Source organism: Thermodesulfobacteriota bacterium, assembly GCA_040756475.1.
Classification (GTDB): domain Bacteria; phylum Desulfobacterota; class Deferrisomatia; order Deferrisomatales; family JACRMM01; genus JBFLZB01.
Genome location: JBFLZB010000002.1, coordinates 1 through 22,088 on the forward strand (window position 1 = coordinate 1; position 22,088 = coordinate 22,088).

The following is a 22,088-nucleotide window of genomic DNA, read 5'->3' on the forward strand; positions in this document are numbered from 1 at the left end:
CCCGGCGCCGGCTGCCGGGCCGTCTGTGCCTTGATCGCCGCGCCTCGGTCGGGGCGCGCCCCGGCCGCCGCGTGCCGGAACGCAGCCCACGTCCGACGGTGCGGACAGGAGGCCAGAGAGCCATGAACCAACGTCCGTTTCCCGCGGGCCGAGACCGGCCCTTCCGACCTCTTGACGGGGCGGGGCCCCGCCTGCTCGCCGCGGCGGCGGGCATCCTGTGCCTGACCTCGGCCGCCTCCGGCGCGGGGGTCGTCACGGAGGGGGACCGCACCTGGGCGGCCGCCGCGCTCCGGGAGGAGCAGAGCCTCCCCGCGCGGGCGGCCCCCAACACGGTGGGAGTCCTGTACTTTCACAACCGCACCGGTGACGCCGCGCTGGACCCTCTGCAAAAGGGACTTGCCCTCCTGCTGGTGACCGACCTCTCGGCGGTCCGGGGACTCCAGGTGGTGGAGCGGGTGCGGCTCCAGGCCCTGGTGGAAGAGCTCGGGTTGGGGAAGACGGGCCTGGTGGAGGAGGGCTCCGGGCCCCGGGTGGGCCGCCTCCTGGGGGCGCGCTGGCTGGTGGGAGGGATCCTCACCTCGCCTGCTCCCGCGGCGGTTAGGGCCGAACCCCGCGTGCTCGACGTACCCCAGGGGGTACCCACCGGGCTCCCAGGCGCCGAGGGGGAGCTGGCCGAGTTCTTCCGGGTGCAGAAGGATCTCCTCTTCCAGATTCTGGGCTTCCTCGAGGTGCGCCTGACCCCCTCCGAGGAGAGGCGCCTGCGAAGGCCCTGCACCCGAAGCCTGGCGGCGCTCCTGGATCTCTCCCGCGCCGTGGGCGCCTCGGACGCCGGAGACTACGGGGGCGCGGCCGCCTACTACGAGAGCGCCCTGCGGGAGGACCCGGGCGTGTGCCTCGCGGGCGACGCCCTGCGGGACCTGCGGCGCCGCGGCCTGGTGAGCCCCCGCGCCGAGGCCGGCGAGCTCTTGGAGAGCCTGCGCAGCAGCACCTCGCTCACCGACGCCCTCACCCCCAAGGACGCGCTGCGCCGCGGCGCGCCCGCGGCGGGAACCCGGAGCGTTCCCGTGGAGGTCCGCATCGATTTTCCCCAGTAGCGGCCCAAGGGGCGTTACGGGCTCGTGGAGAAAGAGGCAGCCATGCGTCATGGGCAGACTCTGAAGCGGTGGAAGGCACCTGTTGCGGCCGGCGCGGCGCTCGGGGCGGGGGGCGCCCTGATCGCCCTGGTCGCACTGGTCGCACTGGTCGCACTGGTCGCGATGCCGCGGCCCGCGAAGGCCGCGGAGACCACGGCGTCCTCGGGCTTTGCGGTCCACCCCTGGTGGGGCTCGGGGGAGCGGGCGGTTCAGTTCTACGTCCCCGCCGAGGTGGAGTACCGGGCGGGTCCCTTCGCCGCCGGACTCCTCACCGCCTACGCCCACACCTGGCGCCGGGGCTCCGGGGGGGAGGACGCCTCCCTCTCCGCCCTGCTGGACACCAAGCTCACCACCTCGTACTCGGCCGTGGGCCGGCTGCCCGTGGACGTCCTCCTGGGACTCGACCTCAACCTCCCCACGGGAAAGACGCGCCTGAGCCGCCGGGAGGCCTCCCTGGTGATGGATCCGGATCTCGTGCCGATCACTTCCTTCGGGGAGGGGTTCAACGCAAATCCCACCCTGGCGCTGGCCCGCTCCTGGGGGGCGGTGGCGGCGGGCGTGGGGGCGGGGTACGCGTGGCGCGGGTCCTACGACCTGGGCTCGGCCGCCGGGGGCGACGACTACGACCCGGGCGACGTGGTGACCCTTTCGGCCGAGGTGCGCTGGGCGTTCGCCCCCACGTGGGAGGCGCGGCTGGCGGGGGGCTACGCGCGGTACGGCCGCGACGAACTCGACGGGAAAGAGGTGCTGGGGGAGGGAGACTTCTGGAGTCTTCTTGCCGGATGCAGCCGGGACTGGGGCCGCTGGTCCGCCTCGGCGGACGTGCAGGGAATCTTCCGGCAGAAGAGCGAGGTCCTCTCGGCCGACGGCACCCTGGGCACCGAGCCCGAGCGCAGCCGCGGCCCCGAGTGGCGGGGCGCGGCGCGCGCCGGCTATGCCCTGGACGACGCCACGCGCCTGACCGCCGCCCTGGAAGGGCAGTACACCGCGGAAAACGGGTACTCGGACGACTCTCCATTCTTCGTGGGCAGCCGGGAGCGCGTGGCGCTGACCGCAGGCGTGGGGCGGCAGTTCGCCTCCGTCTGGGAGGCCCAGGCCGACCTGGGGGGGTTCTACCTCCACACCGAAGAGAGCCGGCTCGCGCCCGCCCTGGACGCGGGAACCTACCTGGGGCTCGTGGTCCGGGCGTTGGTGACGGTCCGGTTCTAGGGGGCCGCTGGACGGGATGACAGGATGGGCAGGATGGGGGAGCGGGGGGAGTCGTGCCGCAATGCGCGGTTCCGGCTGGTACGGCGGCACGGGTTCTCGGTCGGAATCGGAATCGGTATCGGGATAGAAATCGCTCCTCACCGTCCTGCCGCGAGGGCGCTCGCCGCATCGTCGGCAGCGCGCAGGAGGGCGGTCCAGTCGCCGGCGGGGCCGGTGCCCTGGGCTGCCTGGAGAATCTTGCCGGTTTCCACGTCCACCAGGCGAAGATCCACCCGCACCTGCCCCCCGAAACTCTGGTAGCCGCCGAACACCATCTGCCGGGCGCCGGCCAGCCGGCCCAGGCGAAGGCGGGTGGCCTCGTCGGCGAGCACGCCGGAGCCCAGCTCGAGCTCTGCCAGGAGGGCCGCCAGGCGCTGGCGCTCCACCACCGGGTAGCCCCGAACCCGAAACGCCTCCGCCGCCTGCCCCCCCAGGACCTCCCCGAGCTCCGGCTGGGTCCGGGCCGCCGTGAGGTCGTCCAGGTCCCACACCGCCACGGGGCCGTGTGGCGGGGCGGGGGGGACCGAGGCGCAGCCGGCCGCCAGGAAGAGGAGCGCCGCCGCCACCACGGCGGCAACGCGGCCGAGCGGCCTCCTCATCGCCGATCCTCGCCGGGGAACCGCTCCCGGATCCGGTCGTCCGGCCGGGGGGCGCGCTCCCCCGGCAGCGCCTCGGCATGGCTCAGGCCCGGCTCCACCCGCGCCACCCGCACCCGCCCCACGGAGCGGATCTCTCCCTGGAGGAGCTTCCCCCGGTATTCCACGGGTTCGCCCTCTTCCACCAGGTCGAACTCGGTCCCCGGCACGACCCCCTGGGAGGAGCCGATGTTGAGGAGCACCCGGTCCCCCTCGGCGCGAACCACGTAGCCCTGGAGGGGGTACTGGCGGATCACCGTGCCCAGGATCTCGCGGTTCAGGGCCAGGACCTCCCGCTCCAGGGCGGCGGCGGTCCCCAGGGTCCGGGTCCAGACCTTCGCCACGGCGGAGGTCTCGGTGTCGATGAGGCGCAAGCTCAAGAGCGACTCCTGGGGGCCGTGGAGCAGGGTCCCCGTGCCGATGAGGCGGGCGGCGAAGAGCCGTCCGAGGCGAAGCGCCGTTTCCGGGTCGGCGAGCTCGGAGGAGCCCAGGTTGAGCTCTTCGAGGAGCCGCGCCAGGAGCGCCCGCTCCACCACCTGCACCCGCCCCGAAGCGCCGAGCTGCTCGGTGAGCTGGGTCAGCAGCACCGCGGAGAACCCGTCGCGATCTGCGAGCCCGCCCTTTTCCTGGACGTCCACGAAGGTCAGCACCATGGGGCCGGAGGTCCAAGGGTCGTCCCTGGTCGGGGGCGCCTTCTCCCGGCTCCGGAAGCGGGCGGAGAGCTCCTTCACCAACTGGTCCACCCGGCGGCTGCGCTCAGCATCCTTCTGGAGCTCCACCAGCTCCTGGGCCCGGCGCGCCAGGGTGGCGGCAAAGGGGTCGGTGGCGTCCACCGCCAGAGCCCGGCGGTAGGTTTCCAGAGCCTGGTCCCACCGGCCCTCCTTCTCGTAGGTCAACCCCTTGTTGGTGGTGGTCTCCACGTCGAAGGGGTTGAGGAGCTCTGCCTTCTCGTAGAGCTCCCGGGCCCGCTCGTACTCTCCCCGGCCGGCCGCCAGGCGTCCGAGCTGGTTCGAGGCCCGCGCCGCCTGGCTCGGCGGAGCCACCGGCGCCGCGGCGGCCTTGCGATACTCGGCCTCGGCCTGGGCCGTTTCTCCCCGGGCCAGGAGCACGTCTGCCTTGACCACGTGCGCCGGGGCGCGGCCGGGCGCCTTCTTTTCCACCTCCGCCGCCAGCGCCAGGGCCTTGTCGGGCTCTCCCCGGCGCGCGTGGACCGCGGCCAGCCCTTCCTTGCCCAGCACCTCCGCGTCCCCGCCCGTGGCCGCCAGCTCGCGGAACACCCGCTCGGCCTCCGGGAGATCCTTCTGCGCCAGGGCGGCGTTGCCCCGTACCGCCTTTGCCCCGGGGTGGGCGGGGTTTTCCCGGGCCACCGCGTCGCCGATGGCCAGGGCCACGGCGGGGGCCCGCTGCTGGAGCTTTCGCTCGGCCAGGCGCACGAGCATGGCCTCGGTGGTCTTGCCGCCCCCCTCGAAGCGGTCCAGAACCCGGCGCCCCGGGCCCAGCACGCAGGCGGTGGGCAGCACGATCTCCGCGCCGTAGCGCTCGCTCACCGCGCCTTCGTCGAGGAGGATGGGAAAGGACAGGCCCGCGGCGGCTGCCGACTGGGCCGCCGCCGCGGCGGGCGAGGTGGTGATGCCCCACACGGCGAGCGCCCCCGGCGGGAAGGTCTTGGCCAGCCGGTCCAGGGTGACGAGGCCCTCCTGGCTCGGCCGGGAGTCCACGTCGAAGAACCAGAGCACGAGCAAGGGCAGCTCTTCGGCGGACCGAAGGTCGAAGATCTGTCCCTTGAGGTCCTTCAGCACGAACTGCGGCGCCTCGTGGCCCGGCAGGGGTTTGGCCAGGCCGGGCGCCCCAAAGGCGGTCACGAGGACGAGGGCGGCTATCCACGCGGGCAGGGCGGATGGTTTCACGGCGGTCCTCCTGTGGTCAGTTCCCCGAGTCCTCCACGGGGGCCAGCTCTATGGAAAGAGGCGTCTCGCCCTCGGCCTTTACCAGCACCCGCGCCTCCCAGTCGCCCCGGCCGGGGTAGGTGAGGCGCACGTCGTGGCGGCCCGCGGCCACCGAGAGGGTCGCCGGAGTGAGCCCCTGGAAGGCCCCGCCCACGAAGAGCTGGGCGCCGGGCGGAGCGGTCTCGATGCGCAGGGTGCCGTACTGCGCCGGAGGGGGCTCCGGTCGGCTGGCAAAGTAGAGGCCGGCCCCAGCCGCGAGTACGCCTGCGGCGAGCGCCGCCCCCCACGCGGCCCGGCGCCGGGGCGTTGTGGCGCGGGCCCCTCCGGAAGCCGGCTGGACGGAGCCCGCGAGATGCGCCCGCAGGGCTTGTGCCAGGGCCGCCGCCGTGGGGAAGCGCGCCTGGGGGTCCTTCTGGAGGCAGCGCAGGATGATGTTTTCGAGCTCCCGGGGCAGCGCAGGATTTCGCCGGCAGGGTGCCTCGGGCTCCTTGTGGGCAATGGCGAAGAAGACCGCGGCCAGGTTGTCCCCCGCAAAGGGCTTGGCCCCCGTGGCGAGCTCATAGAGGATGATGCCCAGGGAGAAGAGGTCCGAGCGCGCGTCCACCGGTTGGCCGGCCACCTGCTCGGGAGACATGTAGCTCGGGGTGCCCAGGATCTGCCCCACCTCGGTCCGGTCCCCGGGGGCCAGGCTCTCGATCCGGGCGATCCCGAAGTCGGTGATCTTGATGCGGCCGTCGGAGCGGATGAGGATGTTGCCCGGCTTGACGTCCCGGTGGACGATGCCCTTGGTGTGGGCCTCCTCCAGGGCCTCGGCCACGGTGGCCCCGAGCTCGGCCACCTCCGCCGGAGCCAGCCTCCGGTTCTTGGCCGCCTGGCTGAGGGACTCCCCCTCCACGAGCTCCATGGCGATGTAGACGGTGCCGTCGGCCGTGTCCACGTTGAAGACCCGGACGGTGTTGGGGTGCTCCAGGCGCCCCAGGGCTTTCGCCTCGGAGAGGAACCGGCGCACGAGCCCCTCGTCGGAGAGCCGTTCCCGGCGCAGCACCTTGAGGGCCACGTCCACGTCGAGGTTGGGGTCGTGGGCGCGGTAGACCACGCCCACGCTCCCGCTCCCGATCTCACTGAGGATTCGGTACCGCCCCACGGCTTCCACGTCATGCCTCGGTGCTTCGCGGTGGGCCTTGTTTCGTTGCCCGTTCGTTTCCCGATCATCGGGCATCGGGTCGCCCCAGGAAGCGGAGCACGGTTTGCGCCGGGATCACGAACCCGCGCGTCTCGTCCGCCTTGAGACGTCCCCGCACTACCCCTGAGAGCCTGCCCTCCCCGTCGAAGAGCGGGCTCCCGCTGCTCCCGGGCGGCGTGGGCAGGTCCACCTCCCAGAGCACTGCGGTACCCATGCGGCGCATGGGCAGGAGCAGGCGCCCCTCCCGCACGGTGGTCTCCCCCGGCGCGGTGCAACCCACCGCGTAGACCGGGTCTCCCTCCCCCACTGCGAGGCGGGCGTTAAGGGTCTCCACGTGCGGTCCAAATCCGTTGCCTCCGGGCACGGGCCCGGTCCGGAACAGGGCAAGGTCTTCCTCCGGGTCGGTGCGCACCCGGTGCCCCGGGACGCGGCCTCCCCCCGGCCACACCACGGTTACCGTATCGGCCCCTTCGAGGCCGTGGGCCGTGGTGAGCACCGTGCCCGCGCCGTCTACGGCAAAGCCGGAGGACTGGCGCGGGCCGTCGGGCCCGTGGGACAGCAGGCACACGACCGAGGGCCGGCGCGCCAGCACGGCCGCCGGGATCGGTACCCGGGGTAGGGGAGGCGCCTGCGAGCCGTCCCGGGCGTAGCGCTCCAGCACGCGCTCCAGGGCTTTCTCCCAGGGCTCGGCCAGGGTCGCCGGGACCACCGACACCGACTCCACGCAGGTCGCCAACGCGGAGCAGGGGCGCAGGGCGAGGTTCCAGTCCTGCTCCCCCCGCCGTCCCTCCAGCCGCGTGCCCCCCTCCGGGAGCTCCCACCGGCGGACCTCGAATCCGGACCGTTCGAGCCACCGGCCGATGACGATTCCGGTCTCCGGCAACGGATAGGGCCACCGCACCCCCTCGGCGAGGGCGGCCGCGGATCCGGCCAGGGTCAACGCGCAAGCCGCGGCCCCAAGGGTGCGCAGGAGCAGGCTCCTCACGGCGGGACCGGCCTCCCGATGGGTCGAGGTCGAGGGCTTCGAGGGCTACAGTGTACGCCCTTTCGGAGCTTTGCAAAGCGAGCCCCGCGCTTGACCTTGGAAACCCCGAACCGTAAGATTTCCGCCTTCGGTGGTCGTGTTCGCCCGGGGCCCGGCGGGTCCCGCCTTCCCCACCCGCGGAGAGTCCCTCGATGCTCGAGCTTCGCGAGATCCAGACCTACTACGGGAACATCCAGGCACTCAAGGGGGTTTCCCTGCGCGTGGAGGAAGGGGAAATCATCACCCTGATCGGGGCCAACGGAGCGGGCAAGAGCACCACCCTCATGTCGATTTGCGGCATCGCGCCTCCCCGGGGGGGGGAGATCCTCTTCCGGGGGAAGCCCATCCACGGCCGCACCCCCGACGAGATCGTGGCCCTGGGGATTTCCCAGGTGCCGGAGGGCCGCCGCATCTTCCCCCTCCTCACCGTGGCGGAGAACCTGGACATGGGGGCCTTCCTGCGGCGCGACAAGGGGGGTATCAAGGAAGACCTGTCCCACGTCTACGAGCTCTTCCCCATCCTGGCCGAGCGGCGCCACCAGGCAGGGGGCACCCTGAGCGGGGGCGAGCAGCAGATGCTCGCCATCTCGCGGGCGCTCATGGCACGCCCCCGGCTTCTCCTCCTGGACGAGCCCTCCCTGGGGCTCGCGCCGCTGATCGTCAAGCGCATCTTCGACATCGTGCGGCGGATCAACCGGGAGGGAGGGACGACCATCTTCCTCGTGGAGCAGAACGCCAACCTGGCCCTCCAGTTGGCCCACCGGGGCTACGTGATGGAGACCGGGCGCATCACCCTGGAGGACCGGGCCGACCGGCTCCTGGCGAACGAAGACGTCCGAAGGGCCTACCTGGGCCTGTAACGCCCGTCGCGGAGAGCGGGGGGATTCGCGCGCCGAAACAGGCCCGCCGCCGAGAACCGCAGCCAGCGGGGGCCCGGGGGTGGAGGGGGGAGACGGGCCCCCGGCGCCCCGCGCGGCCCCCCCCGGGAGCGGGCTGGGAAGCCGGGTCGGCACGCCGGCGGGAACGCGGTTGACGCCTGGAAGCGCTCCTGTTACAAGACCTCAGGCCCGGGACGGTCCGGGCGCTTGTTTGATGCGCCCAAACTTTTGGGCAGACACACCACGCAAGGAGGGAAAGATGAACCAGCGGCTTCTCGTTCGTTTGGCCACCGTAGCCGGGGCGGCGCTCTTGGCCTTCTCCGGGGCAGCCTCGGCCCAGGAACCCATCAAGCTCGGCGTGGCCGGCCCCCACAGCGGCGACCTCGCCTCCTACGGCATCCCGGCCACCCGGGCCGCGAAGTTGGTGGTGGACGAGGTGAATGCCCGGGGCGGCGTGTTGGGACGCCAGGTGCAACTCCTCGTGGAGGATGAGGAGTGCAAGCCCGAGAAGGCGGCGAACATCGCGGCCAAGTTTGTCTCGAGCGGAGTCCACGTGGTCCTGGGGCACATCTGTTCCGGCGCCACCAAGGCCGCCATGGGCACCTACCGCGACGCGAAGGTCATCGCCATGTCTCCCTCGGCCACCAACCCGGATCTGACACAGAGCGGCGACTACCCCAACTTCTACCGCACGATCGCCTCGGATGACCTGCAGGCGAAGCTCGGGGTGGACTTCACCCTCGACACCCTCAAGAAGAAGAAGATCGCCGTCCTCCACGACAAGGGCGACTACGGCAAGGGCTTTGCCGAGTTCGCCAAGAAGTTCGTCGACGAGTCGGGGGGCAAGGGCGAGGTGGTGCTCTTCGAGGGCATCACCCCCGGTGCCGTGGACTACTCGGCCGTCATCCAGAAGGTCAACCAGCGGGGCGCCGAGGCTCTCATCTACGGCGGGTACCACCCCGAGGCCTCGAAGCTCGTCACGGGCATGAAGAAGCGCAAGATGGACATCCCCTTCGTCTCCGACGACGGCGTCAAGGACGACACCTTCATCAAGGTGGCCAAGGAGTTCGCCGAGGGCGTGTACGCCTCGGGCCCCAAGGACACCTCGAAGTTCCCCCTGTTCAACAAGGCGGTGGAAGACCACAAGAAGGCGTACGGGGAGGAGCCCGGCGCCTTTTTCAAGGAGGCCTACTCGGCGACCCTCGCCCTCCTGAACGCCATCGAGAAGGCGGGCTCCACCGAGTACGCCGCCGTGGAGAAAGCCCTGCGCACCGAGTGGGTGGAGACCCCGGTGGGGCGCATCAGCTTCGACGAGCGGGGCGACGCCAAGGGGGTGGGCTTCTCCATGTACCAGGTGCAGAACGGGACCTACGTCCAGGTCCAGGAGTAGGGCACGCAGGTAGCTCCCACGGCGCAGGGGAGGAGCGGGAGCTTCTTCCCTGCGCCGTTTTCATGCGAGAGCGCGAGGGTGCCCACGGCCGAGGCCCCCCCTCGAGGCCCGCCTCACCCGACGGCCCCCGGGGTGTGTGACCTCCATGGATTACTTCGTCTACCTCTTCATGAGCGGGCTCACCCGGGGCAGCATCTACGCCCTCATCGCCCTGGGCTACACGATGGTGTACGGCATCATCCAGCTCATCAACTTCGCCCACGGCGAGATCTACATGATCGGGGCGTTCACGGCGCTGGTGGTGGCGAGCGTGCTCACCCTGTACGGCATCCAGGGCCCGGCGGTGCTCGTGCTGGCGGGAGTGGTGGCGGTCATCTACTCCATGGCCTACGGCTTCACGGTGGAGAAGATCGCCTACAAGCCCCTGCGCCAGGCCCCCCGGCTCTCCCCGCTGATCAGCGCCATCGGGATGTCGATCTTCCTCCAGAACTACGTTCTCCTGGCCCAGACCTCGAACTTCCTGCCCTTTCCCGCCCTGGTGCCCGAGTTTGCGTTCCTCGAGCCGGTGAGCCACCTCATGAGCTCGGCCGAGATCCTCATCGTGGCCACGTCGGCAGCGTGCATGGTGGTCCTCACGCTCCTCATCAAGTACACCCGCATGGGCAAGGCCATGCGGGCCACGGCCCAGGACAAGTCCATGGCGCTGCTGCTCGGCGTCAACGTCAACCGCGTCATCTCGACGACGTTTGTCATCGGGTCGTCGCTTGCGGCCATCGGGGGGGTACTGATCGCCTCCCACATTGGCCAGATCAACTTTTTCATCGGCTTCATTGCGGGGATCAAGGCGTTTACCGCCGCCGTGCTCGGGGGGATCGGCAGCATCCCGGGGGCCGCCCTGGGGGGGCTGGTGCTCGGCCTCACGGAGAGCTTCGCCACCGGGTACGTCTCGAGCGACTACGAGGACGTGTTCGCGTTCGCCCTCCTGGTGCTGATCCTCATCTTCCGGCCCGCCGGCATCCTGGGGCGGGCCACGACCCAGAAGGTATAGCCCGGGGTCCGCCTCGCCGGCTCCCCCGTGACTCGAGCGAAAGCCGCCATGAACGGTCTCAAGCAATCCCTGCTCGTCTCCCTCTGGATGGTGTTCCTCACCTTTCCCCTCTTGGTGATCCGGGTGAATACCATCGAAGAGGTCGTGGAGTGGCGGTGGCACAACATGCTCTGGATCGCGGTGAGCACGTTCGTGCTCTCCTTTGTTTGGCGCCGCCTCCTCGAGCGCAAGGAGCGCGGCGGAAAGGCGCGGCAGGGCCGCGATGCGGGCGGGCGTGTGCCCCTCTCCCAGCGCCTCCTCGAAGAGCGCCGCATCTTCGTCCCCGCCCTGGTCCTCCTGGGGGTCGTTGCCCTCCTGGTGCCGCACCTCTTCTCCACCTTCCAGGTCCGCATCCTCATCACGGCCCTGATCTACGTGGTGCTGGGGCTCGGGCTCAATATCGTGGTGGGGCTCGCCGGGCTACTCGACCTGGGGTACGTGGCCTTCTACGCCGTGGGGGCTTACTCCTACGCCCTCTTGCACGCCAACTTCCAGATCGGGTTCTGGACTGCCCTGCCCCTGGGCATGCTCCTGGCGGCGCTCTTCGGCGTCCTCCTCGGCATCCCGGTGCTGCGCCTGCGGGGAGACTACCTGGCCATCGTGACCCTGGGCTTTGGGGAGATCATCCGACTCGTCCTCGAGAACTGGGGGACGTTTTCCCGCGGCCCGAGCGGCATCGCCAACATCCCCAAACCCGGGTTCTTCGGCATCCCCCTGACCCTGCAGCAGTCTACTGTCTACATCTACTACCTGATGATCGCCCTGGTGCTCTTCACGATCTTCGTCGTCAACCGCCTCCAGAACTCGCGCCTGGGGCGCTCGTGGCTCGCGCTCCGGGAAGACGAGATCGCCTGCGAGGCCATGGGCATTCCACGCATGCGCACCAAGCTCGCGGCGTTTGCACTGGGGGCCACGTGGGCCGGCCTGGGCGGGGTGATCTTCGCGGCCAATACCGGCTTCATCAACCCGGCGAGCTTCACCCTGTGGGAGTCGATCATCATCTTGTCCATCGTGGTCTTCGGGGGGATGGGGTCGATCACGGGGGTGGTCCTCGCGGCCTTCATCCTCACCCTGCTCCCCTACTACCTTGCCGAGTTCATGCAGTATCGGATGCTGCTCTTCGGGGCGACCATGGTTCTCATGATGGTCTTCCGGCCCCAGGGGCTCATCAGCAAGGTGCGGCGGCGCTACGAGTATCACAGCGCCGGTGCTCCCGCCGCGCGGAGCGAGAACTGACATGGACCGGCTTCTCGACGTGCGCAAACTCGGGATGAACTTCGGGGGGCTGCGGGCACTCGACGCGGTGGACCTGGACGTGGGCCCGGGGGAGATCGTGGCCCTCATCGGCCCCAACGGGGCGGGGAAGACCACGTTTTTCAACTGCATCACCGGGATCTACACCCCCACCGGCGGCGACGTCTTTCTCCAGCTTCCGGGCCGGAGCCGGGCGCGGCTCAACGGACTCAAGCCCCACCGCGTCACTGCCCAGGGCATGGCCCGCACCTTCCAGAACATCCGCCTGTTCCCCAACATGACCGCCCTGGAAAACGTGATGGTGGGCCGCCACTGCCGTACCGGCTCGGGCATCCTGGGGGCGATCTTCCGAGGGCCGGCCACCCGGGCGGAGGAGCGCGCCGTGGTGTCCCGGAGCTACGAGCTCCTGGAGCGGATGGGTCTGGAGGCCTACGTAAACGAGCAGGCCAAAAACCTCCCCTATGGGGCCCAGCGCCGCCTGGAGATCGCCCGGGCGCTCGCCACCGACCCCTGCCTCCTGCTCCTCGACGAGCCCGCGGCGGGGATGAATCCCCAGGAGACGGCGGAGCTCGACGAGCTCATCACCCGCATCCGGGACGAGGCGGGGATCGCCATCCTCCTCATCGAACACGACATGAAGCTCGTCATGAGCCTCTCGGACCGGATCTTCGTGATGGAGTACGGGCGCAAGATCGCCGAGGGCACCCCCGAGGAGATCCGGTACAATCCGGCGGTGATCAAGGCGTATCTGGGGGAGGAGGCCGTGGGCTGAGGGGGAAGCCCGCGGCGCGCTGCCCGTTGCCCGTCGCCCGTTGGGGGTTGAAGAGTCGCCGGCGGGCGCCGTGCCGGAGGAGAGGAGAACTCATGGGCAAAGGGTTTCTGGTGGCGGCGCTGGCCGCGGCGATATTCCTGGGGCAACCGGCGGGGGCGCAGCTCGATGCCACGGTGCCGAGCGATACCTATCGGACGATCCAGGAGGGAATCGACGCCGCCGCCGGGGAGATCGACGGGGGCACCATCACCGTGCGTACGGGCACCTACGGCGATGCGCTCACCCTGCGGGCCGGCGTCACCGTGCGGGGGGAAGAGACCGCCAGCACGATCCTCACGGGGGCTATCACTTCCCAGGGCGGAGGGACTCTCCAGCGCTTCACGGTGCGGGGGAACGGCGCGAGCTTTTCCAACGCACCCAATCTGGACCTCAGCAACAACGTCTTCCACTCCGTCTCCGGCGCCGCCCTCCAGGTGCGAAACTCCGCCAACGTGGCGATCGCGAACAACACCTTCTACGGCAACGGCACCGGGCTCACCCTCACCGGGAGCACCGGCTCGGTGCGGGCGAACCTCTTCGCCAACAACGCGGTGGCCGTGAGTTGGGACAACGCGGGGGCTTCCTTCCAGCAGAACTTCTTCGACCTACGTGCCCAGGACGTGACGGAGGAGACCACCGCCGACCGCGATCCGCTCCTGGTCGCCCCGGAGGCGGGGGACTTCCACCTGCGGGCGGGCTCCCCCTGCATCGCCGCCGCGTCCAACCCCGACGGCAGCGACGCCGATCAGGGGGCCTACGGGGGAACCGGAGCGGACACGCGCCCCTTTCCCGTGTCCGGACTCGATGCGGAGGTGGATGCAACGGGAACCGCCGCGACCCTCACCTGGCAGCCCAACCTCGCGTACGACGTCACGGGCTACCGCGTTCACTACGGTCCCGACGAGAACTTCGGAGGCACCGGCGCCGACCAGGGGGCCTCGCCCATCACCGTAGGGCTGGTGGCCGGGCTCGCCCTGACCGGACTCGACGTGGCCGCCGAGGCGCCCGGGGCCGTGGGGGGCCTGGAGGCCTTTCCCCGGAATCGGGCCGTGCTGCTGCGCTGGGACCCCGCGCCGGGGGCCACGGGATATCGGGTGCTCTGGGGCACGGCGACGGGCGCCCTGGACGAAGCTTCGGACGTGGGAAACGTGACCTCCCACACGGTTACGGGGCTCGCCAACGGCACGGAATACCGCTTTGCCGTGCGATCCCTCGGGGGCACCACCCACAACTTCGCCGTGGCGGCGCTGGCTACCGCCCGGGAGAGCGTGCGCTCCGCCGGCGTGGCTGTGCCGGTGACCGAGCTGGAGGGCGACCTCTCGGCCGAGGTCCTGCAAATCCCGGAGGAGGCGGTGGGCTTTCCCGAACTGGACGATCGCGGCGGCTGCTTTCTCCGCAGCGCCGCCGGACCGCCGCGGGGAGGCGCCGTCTTCGCGGGCGCCTGTCTTCTTGCCGTGTTCGGCCTCCTGTCAACCTGGCGGGCCAGGGCGGTGCTGTCGGTTCTCGTGCTTGTCGGGGTGGCCCTCGGGGGCGGCGAGGCGCGGGCCGACGGGCTCCAGTGGACGGCCAGCGCCAAAGGGGGCGTCTGGTTTCCGGCGGAGAGCGGGTGGGACGACCACTACGACAGCGCGATCGCGGCCGACTGGCGGCTGGCCTTCGGACTTCGCCTCCTTTCCCGTTTCGAGGTGGGGCTGGAAGGTGGCTACCGGAAGACCGAGGGAGAGGTGGACACCAACCGCCGGGGCGACCCCCTGGGGCGTACCCTCGAGCAGACCCTCACCGTCTTCCCCGTGCAGGCCTATGTGGTCTACGACCTCCGGGGCGCCCCCGATGCCCTGGTGGTGCCCTACGTGGGGGCCGGGTACAGCCGCTACTACTACCGCCACGAGGTGGAAGAGGCCTCGACCGTGCGCGGCCGGCAGCACGGCTACCACGTCCGCGGCGGCGTCAAGGTGCTCCTGAATCCCTTCGACCCCGCGGCCGCCCGCCGGTCTGCAGGGGGCATGGGTCCTGCACGCACTTACGCGTGCCTCGAAGGGCAGTATGCCCGGGTGGACGACTTCGGCTCGGCCGACGCCGACCTGGGGGGCTGGAGCCTCCTCGCCGGAGCGGCTCTGTACTGGTAGGGGTCGGTACCACAGCACCTTTTCCCTGATTCCCGCAGAAGGACCGCGGCCCGGGACCCGCTGCACGGCGACCATCACCGCCCGGGACTTGGTCGGCGTCCCGACCACCCATGGCTGGAGCTTTACCACCGGCCCCTGAGGTATCCCTGTGGACCTGAGCTCTCGGCTTCCAGGGGAGGCGCGGGGAGCATGGTCACCCCATCCCCATCGGTATCGGTATCGATATCGCTATCGACCCCGACCCCGACCCCGATAGCGATAGCGATACCGATTTGGTGATGGGAGGCTGGGGCCCAAGAGGCCGGCGGCCCCCTTTGGGTTCCCTGCAGCGTGGCGCGTTGCACAAAAAAAGGGACGCCGGGGCTTGCCCCGGCGTCCCTTTCATACTCGTGCTGCGTGCGACGGGAGCGGCTACCAGCGCTCGGAGCCGTGGCAGCCCTGGGTCGAGCAACTCCGGGTTGCCGGGTTGTAGGAAGTCACCCGGGTATCGGCGCCACCGATCGTCGTCGGGGCAACCCCCTCGCGTCCCGGGGTGTCGAGGCCGGCGAAGTGCACGTCGGCCAGGCGCGCCGTGCTGTGGCACACCGTGCAGTCGTATCCCCGGCGGCTCACGTGGAGGGTGTGGCGCCCCGAAAAGTAGCCGTTGTCTTCCCCGGTGCCTGCCTCGTGGCACGACCGGCACTGTACGTCCACCGCGATGGTCCCCGTCCACCACTCGGGGGTGGTCTGGCCCCCGTGGCAGCTCAGGTTGGAGCAGGTGCCGTCCAGGTTGTCCGCGGCCTGCCCGCGCCCGGCGTCGAGGGTCGCCGGAAAGGCCAGGTCCACGGAACCGTCGTGGGTTGCCCCCAGGTGGCACACGCCGCAGTCGGAGCCCACGGTGGGCAGGGCCGCGTGGGCGGCGTGGGCCCCTGCGGTGTTGGGGAACGCGTTGCCCGAAGGCGGCATGCCGTGACAGGCGGTGCAGCTTCCAACGGGCGGCGGATCGGTCGGAACGGTCGGTTCCGTCGGGTCACTGGGATCGGTTGGGCCGGCGAGCTGGTTGAGCCACGCGGCCAGGGCCTGCTCCTCGGCGCTGGAGAGCAGGGTGCCCATGTGCCCGGCCTGGAGCTTCGGGGCTACCAACGCCCCGGCGCCGGCCAGGTCGGGGGCGAAGCCGGTGGGGTCTTCCGAGCCGGCCGTATGGCAGCTCGCGCAGTCCGCCAGGTACACGGCGTAGCCGTCCGCGGGGCCAGACGGATCAGTCGGATCGGTCGGATTCGTCGGATCGGTCGGGCCGGCGAGCTGGTTGAGCCAGGCCGCCAGGGCCTCCAGCTCGGCCCCGGAGAGCGCGGCGCCCATGTGCCCGGCCTGGAGCTTCGGGGCCACGAGCGCCCCTGCGCCGGCCAGGTCGGGGGCGAAACCGGTGGGGTCTTCCGGGCCTGCCACATGGCAGCTCGCGCAGCCTGCCAGGTACAGGGTAAGGCCGTCGGCGGGGCCAGTCGGATCGGTCGGGTCGGGCGCTCCGGGAAGGGCGGAGGCCAGGGCGTCCAACTCGGCGTCGGTCAGGACGATGCCCCCCATGCCCCCCGCGTCGGCGCCGATGGCGGCGCGAATCTGGGCGGCGGTGCGGCCGGGCACGTCGGTCCCGGCGAGGGGGCCGTGGCACCCCGCGCATTCCGCAGCGTAGAGGGCAGTGCCGTCCGGGGGGGCGGTCGGGTCCGTGGGCGGGGGCACGGCCTGGGACACCGTGTCGAGCCACGCCGCCAGGGAGGTGAGCTCGGCGGCGGACACGGTAGCGCCCATGTGACCTGCCTGGAGCTTGGGGGCAACCAGGGCCCCGGAACCGGCCAGATCGGGGGCGAACCCCGCCGGGTCGCCATCCCCCGCCTTGTGGCACGAAGAACAGCTGGCATCGTACACGGCCTGGCCGTCCGGCTGGGCCGGCGGAGGATCTTCGGGAGTCTCAGGGGGCGTCTCTGGGGCCGGGTCGGAGGGCGGGCTGCCCGGGTCTTCGGGGTCCAGGCCGGTACGGGCCTGGTAGACGCTCCGGGCCATGGGCCCGGCGCCCCCCAGCACGGCGTGGACGGCCTCGTCCATCGCCTCGCGGGTGGCAGGGTCGCCGGTGTGGTCGCGAAGGCGTGCCACGAGCTCCCGCTGGAGGCGGGCGGCCACGTGGATGGCGTCGCCGAGGGTGAAGGGGTGCTCGGGCTGGGCTCCGGCCTCTGCGGCCAGCTCCGCCCGAAGCTGGGGATGGAGGGTGGTCTGCACGGCGTGGACGAACTCTTCGAGGAGCCGGGCCACGTCCGGCTCGGCCAGGGCGTCGGGCCCCAGGCCAAAGTCGCCGGCCAGGGTCATGAGGGCCATGGCGGCCATGTTGGCCTGGAGGGGCCGCAGTGCGGCCTCACTCACCTCGCCGGCTTCTTCGGCGAGCCCCGCCATGGGGTCCGCCAGCAGATCCGAAGCCGTCAGCCCCGGGAGGCCGGCCGCGCGGAGCGCCTCCAGGAGGTCGTCGGGCTCGATCCCGTTGGACAGGAGGGTGGTGAGGGGCGAGACCACGACGGACTCCCCGTCGTCCGGCCCCACGGATCGCTTGAGCAGGCCGCCGAAGGGGGCCCCCGCGTGGGTCCCCCGGGCTCCCGCCTTCATCTCCACCCGGGAACCCTCCCGAAGCGGGGAGGGAAACTGGAAGCGGCCCAGGTCGTCCGAAGGACTCGACTCCCGCTGGACCAGGGTGCCGTCGGCGGCCACTTCCTGGAACACGGCTCCTTCGATATAGGGGTCCACCGCCACGCCGGAGCGGGTGGACGTGAGGACCGGGTCGCCGGAGCTGTCGCCGCTGCAGCCGACAAGGGCGGCTGCGGCGGGCAGGAGAAGCAAGAGGAGGGGAACGAACGATCGGGTGATGGGCTTTCGGAGCATGGGTCCTCCCTGGAGGGACGAGGGGGTTCGGGCCACGGGATCCGGGCGGCCCGGCGGGGCCCGAGTCCGCCGAGTCGCATGGGTGGGTACCTGGACGAAAAGCTTTAGCAGGGACCGTGCCGCGGGGCCGGAGGGAACGGAAGCTCTTGGTTTTCCAGCAGAAGACTGCGCCGTGGGTGAAGAGGGGAAGGGCGAAGGCCCCGCAAACCGTCGCCGTCCTGCGACGCCGCGAAGGGGCGGTATCCGAAAGACAGCCCCAGAGGCTGGGCAGGCGTGTCGCTGGTTTGCGACAGGCGGGTTCCCCAGGCCTCGGCAGGGCGCGTGTCGCCGGGGGGGCGATGGCGGCGGGCCGGACCGACCGCCCTAGTCGTGCTTGAGCGATTCGGGCTTGGACGCTTCGGGCTTGAAGAGGGCCGGCTCGATCCGGTGGCGGGCGAGAAGCTTGTAGAAGTCCGTGCGATTTCGCCCCGCCAGGCGGGCGGCGCGGGTGACGTTGCCCTCGGTGATCTGGAGCAGGCGTACCAGGTAGTCGAGCTCGAACCGCCTGCGGGCCTCGAGGAAGCTCGGCACCTCCTGTGGGGTCTCCCGAAGGGCCTCGCGCACCAGGTCGGCCGGGATCAGGGCCGAGGTGCTCAGGGTGTAGGTCTGCTCCACTGCGTTGGCCAGCTGGCGCACGTTGCCGGGCCAAGGGGCCGATACCAGGGCCTCCAGGGCCTCCGGCGAGAACCCCTTGACCTGCTTGCGCCCTTTGGCCGCCAGGGCTTCCAGGAAGTGCTCCGCCAGGAGGGGGATGTCTTCCCGGCGGGCGGCCAGGGTTGGGATCTCCAGGCGGATGACGTTGAGGCGGTAGTAGAGGTCCTCCCGGAAGGCCCCGGACGCCATTTCCCGATCCAGGTCGCGGTGGGTGGCCGAGACCACCCGCACGTCCACCCCCACGGGCGCCGTTGCGCCCACCGGCCGCACCTCCTTTTCCTGGAGGGCGCGCAGCACCTTGGCTTGGAGGGCGAGCGGCATGTCGCCGATCTCGTCCAGGAAGAGGGTGCCCCCGTGGGCCGCCTGGAAGAGTCCCTCGTGCTCGCGCACGGCCCCCGAAAACGCGCCTCGTGCGTGGCCGAAGAGCTCGGACTCCAGGAGGGGCTCGGGGATGGCGCTGCAGTTGACGGGAACGAAGGCCCGGTCGTGCCGGGGGCTCGCCCGGTGGATGGCCCGGGCCAGGAGTTCCTTGCCGGTACCGCTCTCGCCGCACACCAGCACGCTGGCATCCCCTTCGGCGGCGAGGCGGGCCTTGCGCAGGAGCTCTTCCATGGCGGGGCTTCGGGTGACGATCGCCCCGCGCCAGGACTCGGCATCGGCGCCCCGGAGGGCGCCCGCCCCGCTCAGGGCCAGGGCCCTGGCCACCTCGGCCAGGAGTTCCTTGCCGTCAAAGGGCTTGGCCATGAAGCCGAAGACGCCCCTGCGGGTGGCCTCGACAGCTTCGGCGATGGAGCCGTGGGCGGTGAGGATGATGACCGGGAGGGAAGGGTGGGTCTTGCGAAGGGCGTCGTGCAGTGCCAACCCGTCCATTGCGCCCATGCGAAGGTCCGTGATCACCAGGTCGGGTCGGGCCTGGGAGAGCCGTGCCAAGGCCTCCTCGCCGCTCTCCGCCGTCTGGACCTCGTAGCCCGCCGAGTGGAGGCGAAGGGAGAGGAGCCGCAGGAGGCCGGTATCGTCGTCGACCAGCAGGATGCGCATCGGGTCGCTCATCGGGCTTCCTCCCCGGCGGCCGGGTCTTCCCGGAGTTCCAGGATCCGCTCGATTGCCTTGAGCTGGCCCAACTGCCCCTCCAGCTCCGCGGCGCGGCGGCGCTCCTCCTCCAGGGCTGCCTCGAGGGGACGGACACGCCCCACGGCCTCGTCGCGCTCCCGCTCCAGAATTTCGATGCGCGCCTTCCAGGCCCGGCCCTCGGTGCGGGCCTCTTCGAGGGAGGAGCGCAGCCCCTCCACGACCTCGCGTTCCGCCTCCCACCCCGCCTCGGCGTGGTGGAGTGCGGCGGCAGCCCGCAGCCGCTCTTCGAAGACCCCTTGCAGCAGGGTCTCCACATCCCGCAGGCCCGGCTCCTGGTCCGGCGGGAACTGGGCGCTCTGGAGCACCTCCAGCGCCCACACGTCTCCGAACTCCCGGGGCGGCGCCCGCAAGAGGAGGAGGAGAACCCGCAGGCGGCTCTCGGGGGTGCGTTGGTTGCGAAAGGCCTCCACGGCGTGGGGGAGCCGTGCCTGCGCATCCTCCGGCGAGAGTGCCGCGGTGCGGCCCAGGGCCTCGCAAATGGGATCGGGCCGCTCCTCGAGGGCAGAGGAGCGCACACCCCCTCCCGGCTCCGGCCACGTTCCCAGGCCTGCACAACCCGCCAGCCCGGCAAGCCAAAGGGCCAGGCACGCTGCCGCGCGGCGTCTGCCACGCTTCATGGGTCCTCCTCGCTCCAGACGGCGAGCCGCACCCGCAGCAGCGCCCCTGGGCCGCCGTGCGCCATTGCTTCGGCCCGGCCCCCGAGGGCGCCCGCGTACTCGGCCACGATGGAGAGGCCCAGGCCGCTGCCCATCACCGCACCGTCGCCCCGGGCCGCCCCCTGGAAGAACGGCTCGAAGATCCTCTCCCGCTCTCCGGCCGGGATGCCCGGGCCGGTGTCTCCCACGTCGATCACGGCTTCCTTCCCGTCCCGAGAGACCCGGATCCCCACGGTGCCTCCCCGGGGGGTGAACTTCACGGCGTTCGAGAGCAGGTTGTCGAGGATGACCCGCACGCGCTCCCGGTCCCCCCGCACCCGCACCGGCTCCACGTCGCGCTCCACCCGCAGGGCCTTGGCGGCGCTCGCCATCCGGTGGTCCGCTACCACCGCCTCCACCACTTCCGCCACCTCCGTCCAGGCGTCTCCCGGACCTTCGGCCCGGGCCAACTCCACGCTGAACCGCAAGAGGTTCTCGATGAGCCCCTGGAGGCGCAGGGCACTGTCCCGGAGGATCGAGGCCACTTCACGCTGCTCGGCCGTGAGGGCGCCGACCACTCCTTCCCCCAGGAGCTCGGCGCCTTCCCGGATGGCGGTCAGGGGCGTCTTGAGCTCGTGGGACATGTGGGCGAGGAAGCGGGTCTTCTCCGCCTCGAGCTCCGCGAGCCGCAACCGCAGCCAATCCAGGCGTTCCCCCAGGAACTCCAGGTCCCGCGGGCCGCGTACCACGATGGGAGAATCGAACCTTCCCGAACCCAGACCCTGGATGCCTCGGTCGATCTGTCGAATGGGCCGGGCCAGCAGGGCGGCGAAGAGGGCCGAGACCAGGAGCGTGAGCGGAACCAGCGCCGACGCCTGCCAGAGAAACGCGCGCCGCGCCTGCGCCGCCGCGTGCTGCATCGCCTCGGCCTCCTCGAGGCTGAAGCGGGTGCTGGCGTCGAGGACCTCCCGAGAGAGTGCGCTCAGGGGGGCGAACCGGTCCAGGGCTTCGGCGTCGGCTCCCTGGGGCTGGGGGCCTCCCTGGGTCAGGAATCGGAAGACCGCCTCCTCGAGCTCCCTCATGGCGGCGGCCCGCTCCTCCAGGGAGGGGAGGAGCCGGGCGAGCCGGTCCAGCAGTTGGAGAAAGACCTCCCTCCGGTCCCCGTAGTCCCGGAGGAGTTGCTCTTCTCCCAACACGTGGAACTGGCGGGCGCGCCGCTCCAGGGACAGCACGTGATCCTGGAGGAGCCGGCTGTCGTCCGCCACCCGGGACGCGTGCTGCACGGCCTCCGCGGCCCTGCGGGCAAAGCGGCCCGCGAACACGCCCGCGTTCAACAGCGCCACCGCCAGTGGCAGGGTGACGCAGAAGAAGCCGGTCCACACCAGGGCGCGAAAGGAGCCGGGGCGGTGGCTGAAGACGGGAAGCATGGTCCTCCGTCGAGGGGGGCTGGGCTCTCGGCCTCCAGGGTAGCGCGGAGAATGGACCCTTGGCCAGCCCAGTGCCGTCTGGTGTCCGGGGCGGGCCGGAAGGCCCAAACGCCGGCCTGAATGCAGTGCCCGGCCCCCGTGTCTTGTTGCGGCGCAGCCGTCCCTGTCGCCCCCGAGGTTCCCGTTTGCCTCTTCTGGGCGGACCTGAACGGCGCTTGCTTTTTTCTTGACGCCGCATTGCAGCAAGGCGTACCTTCCGGCTACCTCCTCCCATGGGAGCCTGGGACGGCTCCCCATTCAAGGGGAAGATGCCCGCCATGGAGCACGCGATCCTGGTCCAGCTTACCGCCGCCATCCTCCTGTTCGCGACCCCTTCCATCCTGCGCCGGGGGCTTCCCTCCACGGAGCCCTTTTCCAAGTTCTTTGCCGATCTCTTCCGCTCGGTTCGCTCCGAGCCCCGCTCCCGTGGGGCCCGGCGCGGCCGCCGCGCGGCGATGCGGGGCGCGCGGCCCTGGTGGGAGTAGGACTCCGTCCGGCCGCGTGCCGGTCAAAGCCTGAAGCTGGCCCTGCGGCCAGCTTTTCTTTCGGT

At 71.2% G+C, this 22,088-nt stretch carries 17 protein-coding genes; 9 read left to right on the top strand and 8 right to left on the bottom strand.

Features of this window, described 5'->3' with window-relative positions; all coding sequences use genetic code 11:
- Window positions 1-122: 122 nt before the first annotated feature.
- Both AB1578_00410 and AB1578_00415 read left to right on the top strand, forming a co-directional pair.
- Window positions 123-1,094 (top strand): CsgG/HfaB family protein, encoded by a 972-nt coding sequence (locus AB1578_00410; protein ID MEW6486362.1) that lies wholly within the window; start codon window positions 123-125, stop codon window positions 1,092-1,094.
- Between the two features lie 42 nt (window positions 1,095-1,136).
- A complete protein-coding gene (locus AB1578_00415) occupies window positions 1,137-2,342 on the top strand; it encodes a hypothetical protein (protein ID MEW6486363.1) in 1,206 nt (401 codons plus the stop codon).
- 137 nt (window positions 2,343-2,479) lie between these two features.
- Here AB1578_00415 and AB1578_00420 read toward each other — a convergent pair whose 3' ends face one another.
- Genes AB1578_00420 through AB1578_00435 form a run of 4 tightly spaced genes read right to left on the bottom strand, consistent with a single transcriptional unit; the run spans window position 2,480 to window position 7,130 of the window.
- Window positions 2,480-2,980: a FlgO family outer membrane protein gene (locus AB1578_00420; GenBank protein ID MEW6486364.1), complete on the bottom strand. Its 501-nt coding sequence runs from the start codon at window positions 2,978-2,980 to the stop codon at window positions 2,480-2,482.
- Window positions 2,977-4,923 (bottom strand): tetratricopeptide repeat protein, encoded by a 1,947-nt coding sequence (locus tag AB1578_00425; GenBank protein ID MEW6486365.1) that lies wholly within the window; start codon window positions 4,921-4,923, stop codon window positions 2,977-2,979. Before AB1578_00425 ends, AB1578_00420 begins: the two co-directional genes overlap by 4 nt.
- Before the next feature lie 16 nt (window positions 4,924-4,939).
- On the bottom strand, window positions 4,940-6,115 hold the full coding sequence (locus tag AB1578_00430) for a serine/threonine-protein kinase (GenBank protein MEW6486366.1): 1,176 nt from the start codon (window positions 6,113-6,115) through the stop codon (window positions 4,940-4,942).
- 55 nt (window positions 6,116-6,170) lie between these two features.
- Window positions 6,171-7,130 (bottom strand): serine protease, encoded by a 960-nt coding sequence (locus AB1578_00435; GenBank protein ID MEW6486367.1) that lies wholly within the window; start codon window positions 7,128-7,130, stop codon window positions 6,171-6,173.
- Window positions 7,131-7,321: 191 nt separating this feature from the next.
- On the opposite strand from AB1578_00435, the gene AB1578_00440 reads away from it, so the two are divergent.
- The 6 genes from AB1578_00440 to AB1578_00465 all read left to right on the top strand — a co-directional run bounded on the left by AB1578_00440 (window position 7,322) and on the right by AB1578_00465 (window position 14,715).
- Complete coding sequence (locus tag AB1578_00440; GenBank protein MEW6486368.1) at window positions 7,322-8,029, top strand: ABC transporter ATP-binding protein; 708 nt, start codon at window positions 7,322-7,324, stop codon at window positions 8,027-8,029.
- A 277-nt stretch (window positions 8,030-8,306) separates the two neighbouring features.
- Window positions 8,307-9,437, top strand: coding sequence for a branched-chain amino acid ABC transporter substrate-binding protein (locus AB1578_00445; GenBank protein ID MEW6486369.1), 1,131 nt, complete (start codon window positions 8,307-8,309; stop codon window positions 9,435-9,437).
- Window positions 9,438-9,582: 145 nt separating this feature from the next.
- Window positions 9,583-10,485, top strand: coding sequence for a branched-chain amino acid ABC transporter permease LivH (locus AB1578_00450; protein ID MEW6486370.1), 903 nt, complete (start codon window positions 9,583-9,585; stop codon window positions 10,483-10,485).
- Between the two features lie 48 nt (window positions 10,486-10,533).
- Window positions 10,534-11,760, top strand: a complete 1,227-nt coding sequence (locus AB1578_00455; protein MEW6486371.1) for a branched-chain amino acid ABC transporter permease — start codon at window positions 10,534-10,536, stop codon at window positions 11,758-11,760.
- A 1-nt stretch (window position 11,761) separates the two neighbouring features.
- Window positions 11,762-12,550: an ABC transporter ATP-binding protein gene (locus AB1578_00460; GenBank protein MEW6486372.1), complete on the top strand. Its 789-nt coding sequence runs from the start codon at window positions 11,762-11,764 to the stop codon at window positions 12,548-12,550.
- A 92-nt stretch (window positions 12,551-12,642) separates the two neighbouring features.
- Entirely contained in the window at window positions 12,643-14,715 is a 2,073-nt protein-coding gene (locus AB1578_00465) for a fibronectin type III domain-containing protein (GenBank protein MEW6486373.1), read from the top strand.
- Between the two features lie 411 nt (window positions 14,716-15,126).
- On the opposite strand, the gene AB1578_00470 is transcribed toward AB1578_00465, so the two are convergent.
- From AB1578_00470 to AB1578_00485, 4 genes are all read right to left on the bottom strand, one after another.
- The gene (locus AB1578_00470; protein ID MEW6486374.1) at window positions 15,127-17,613 is read right to left on the bottom strand and encodes a CxxxxCH/CxxCH domain-containing protein; all 2,487 of its coding nucleotides are present in this window, start codon (window positions 17,611-17,613) and stop codon (window positions 15,127-15,129) included.
- Window positions 17,614-17,976: 363 nt separating this feature from the next.
- On the bottom strand, window positions 17,977-19,356 hold the full coding sequence (locus tag AB1578_00475) for a sigma 54-interacting transcriptional regulator (GenBank protein MEW6486375.1): 1,380 nt from the start codon (window positions 19,354-19,356) through the stop codon (window positions 17,977-17,979).
- Window positions 19,353-20,054 (bottom strand): hypothetical protein, encoded by a 702-nt coding sequence (locus AB1578_00480; protein MEW6486376.1) that lies wholly within the window; start codon window positions 20,052-20,054, stop codon window positions 19,353-19,355. Before AB1578_00480 ends, AB1578_00475 begins: the two co-directional genes overlap by 4 nt.
- Window positions 20,051-21,499 carry an ATP-binding protein gene (locus AB1578_00485; GenBank protein ID MEW6486377.1) on the bottom strand — a complete coding sequence of 483 codons (1,449 nt, stop codon included), beginning with the start codon at window positions 21,497-21,499 and terminating at the stop codon, window positions 20,051-20,053. Before AB1578_00485 ends, AB1578_00480 begins: the two co-directional genes overlap by 4 nt.
- A gap of 317 nt (window positions 21,500-21,816) precedes the next feature.
- Between AB1578_00485 and AB1578_00490 the strand changes: the two genes are divergently transcribed.
- Window positions 21,817-22,023, top strand: coding sequence for a hypothetical protein (locus AB1578_00490; GenBank protein MEW6486378.1), 207 nt, complete (start codon window positions 21,817-21,819; stop codon window positions 22,021-22,023).
- Window positions 22,024-22,088: the final 65 nt, after the last annotated feature.

Bases quoted from the DNA above. Each gene is read 5' to 3' on its own strand.
- AB1578_00480 (MEW6486376.1), bottom strand. From the start codon at position 20,054: ATGAAGCGTGGCAGACGCCGCGCGGCAGCGTGCCTGGCCCTTTGGCTT.
- AB1578_00455 (MEW6486371.1), top strand. From the start codon at position 10,534: ATGAACGGTCTCAAGCAATCCCTGCTCGTCTCCCTCTGGATGGTGTTC.
- AB1578_00475 (MEW6486375.1), bottom strand. From the start codon at position 19,356: ATGAGCGACCCGATGCGCATCCTGCTGGTCGACGACGATACCGGCCTC.
- AB1578_00460 (MEW6486372.1), top strand. From the start codon at position 11,762: ATGGACCGGCTTCTCGACGTGCGCAAACTCGGGATGAACTTCGGGGGG.
- AB1578_00415 (MEW6486363.1), top strand. From the start codon at position 1,137: ATGCGTCATGGGCAGACTCTGAAGCGGTGGAAGGCACCTGTTGCGGCC.
- AB1578_00465 (MEW6486373.1), top strand. From the start codon at position 12,643: ATGGGCAAAGGGTTTCTGGTGGCGGCGCTGGCCGCGGCGATATTCCTG.
- AB1578_00445 (MEW6486369.1), top strand. From the start codon at position 8,307: ATGAACCAGCGGCTTCTCGTTCGTTTGGCCACCGTAGCCGGGGCGGCG.
- AB1578_00420 (MEW6486364.1), bottom strand. From the start codon at position 2,980: ATGAGGAGGCCGCTCGGCCGCGTTGCCGCCGTGGTGGCGGCGGCGCTC.
- AB1578_00440 (MEW6486368.1), top strand. From the start codon at position 7,322: ATGCTCGAGCTTCGCGAGATCCAGACCTACTACGGGAACATCCAGGCA.
- AB1578_00450 (MEW6486370.1), top strand. From the start codon at position 9,583: ATGGATTACTTCGTCTACCTCTTCATGAGCGGGCTCACCCGGGGCAGC.
- AB1578_00470 (MEW6486374.1), bottom strand. From the start codon at position 17,613: ATGCTCCGAAAGCCCATCACCCGATCGTTCGTTCCCCTCCTCTTGCTT.
- AB1578_00410 (MEW6486362.1), top strand. From the start codon at position 123: ATGAACCAACGTCCGTTTCCCGCGGGCCGAGACCGGCCCTTCCGACCT.
- AB1578_00485 (MEW6486377.1), bottom strand. From the start codon at position 21,499: ATGCTTCCCGTCTTCAGCCACCGCCCCGGCTCCTTTCGCGCCCTGGTG.
- AB1578_00490 (MEW6486378.1), top strand. From the start codon at position 21,817: ATGGAGCACGCGATCCTGGTCCAGCTTACCGCCGCCATCCTCCTGTTC.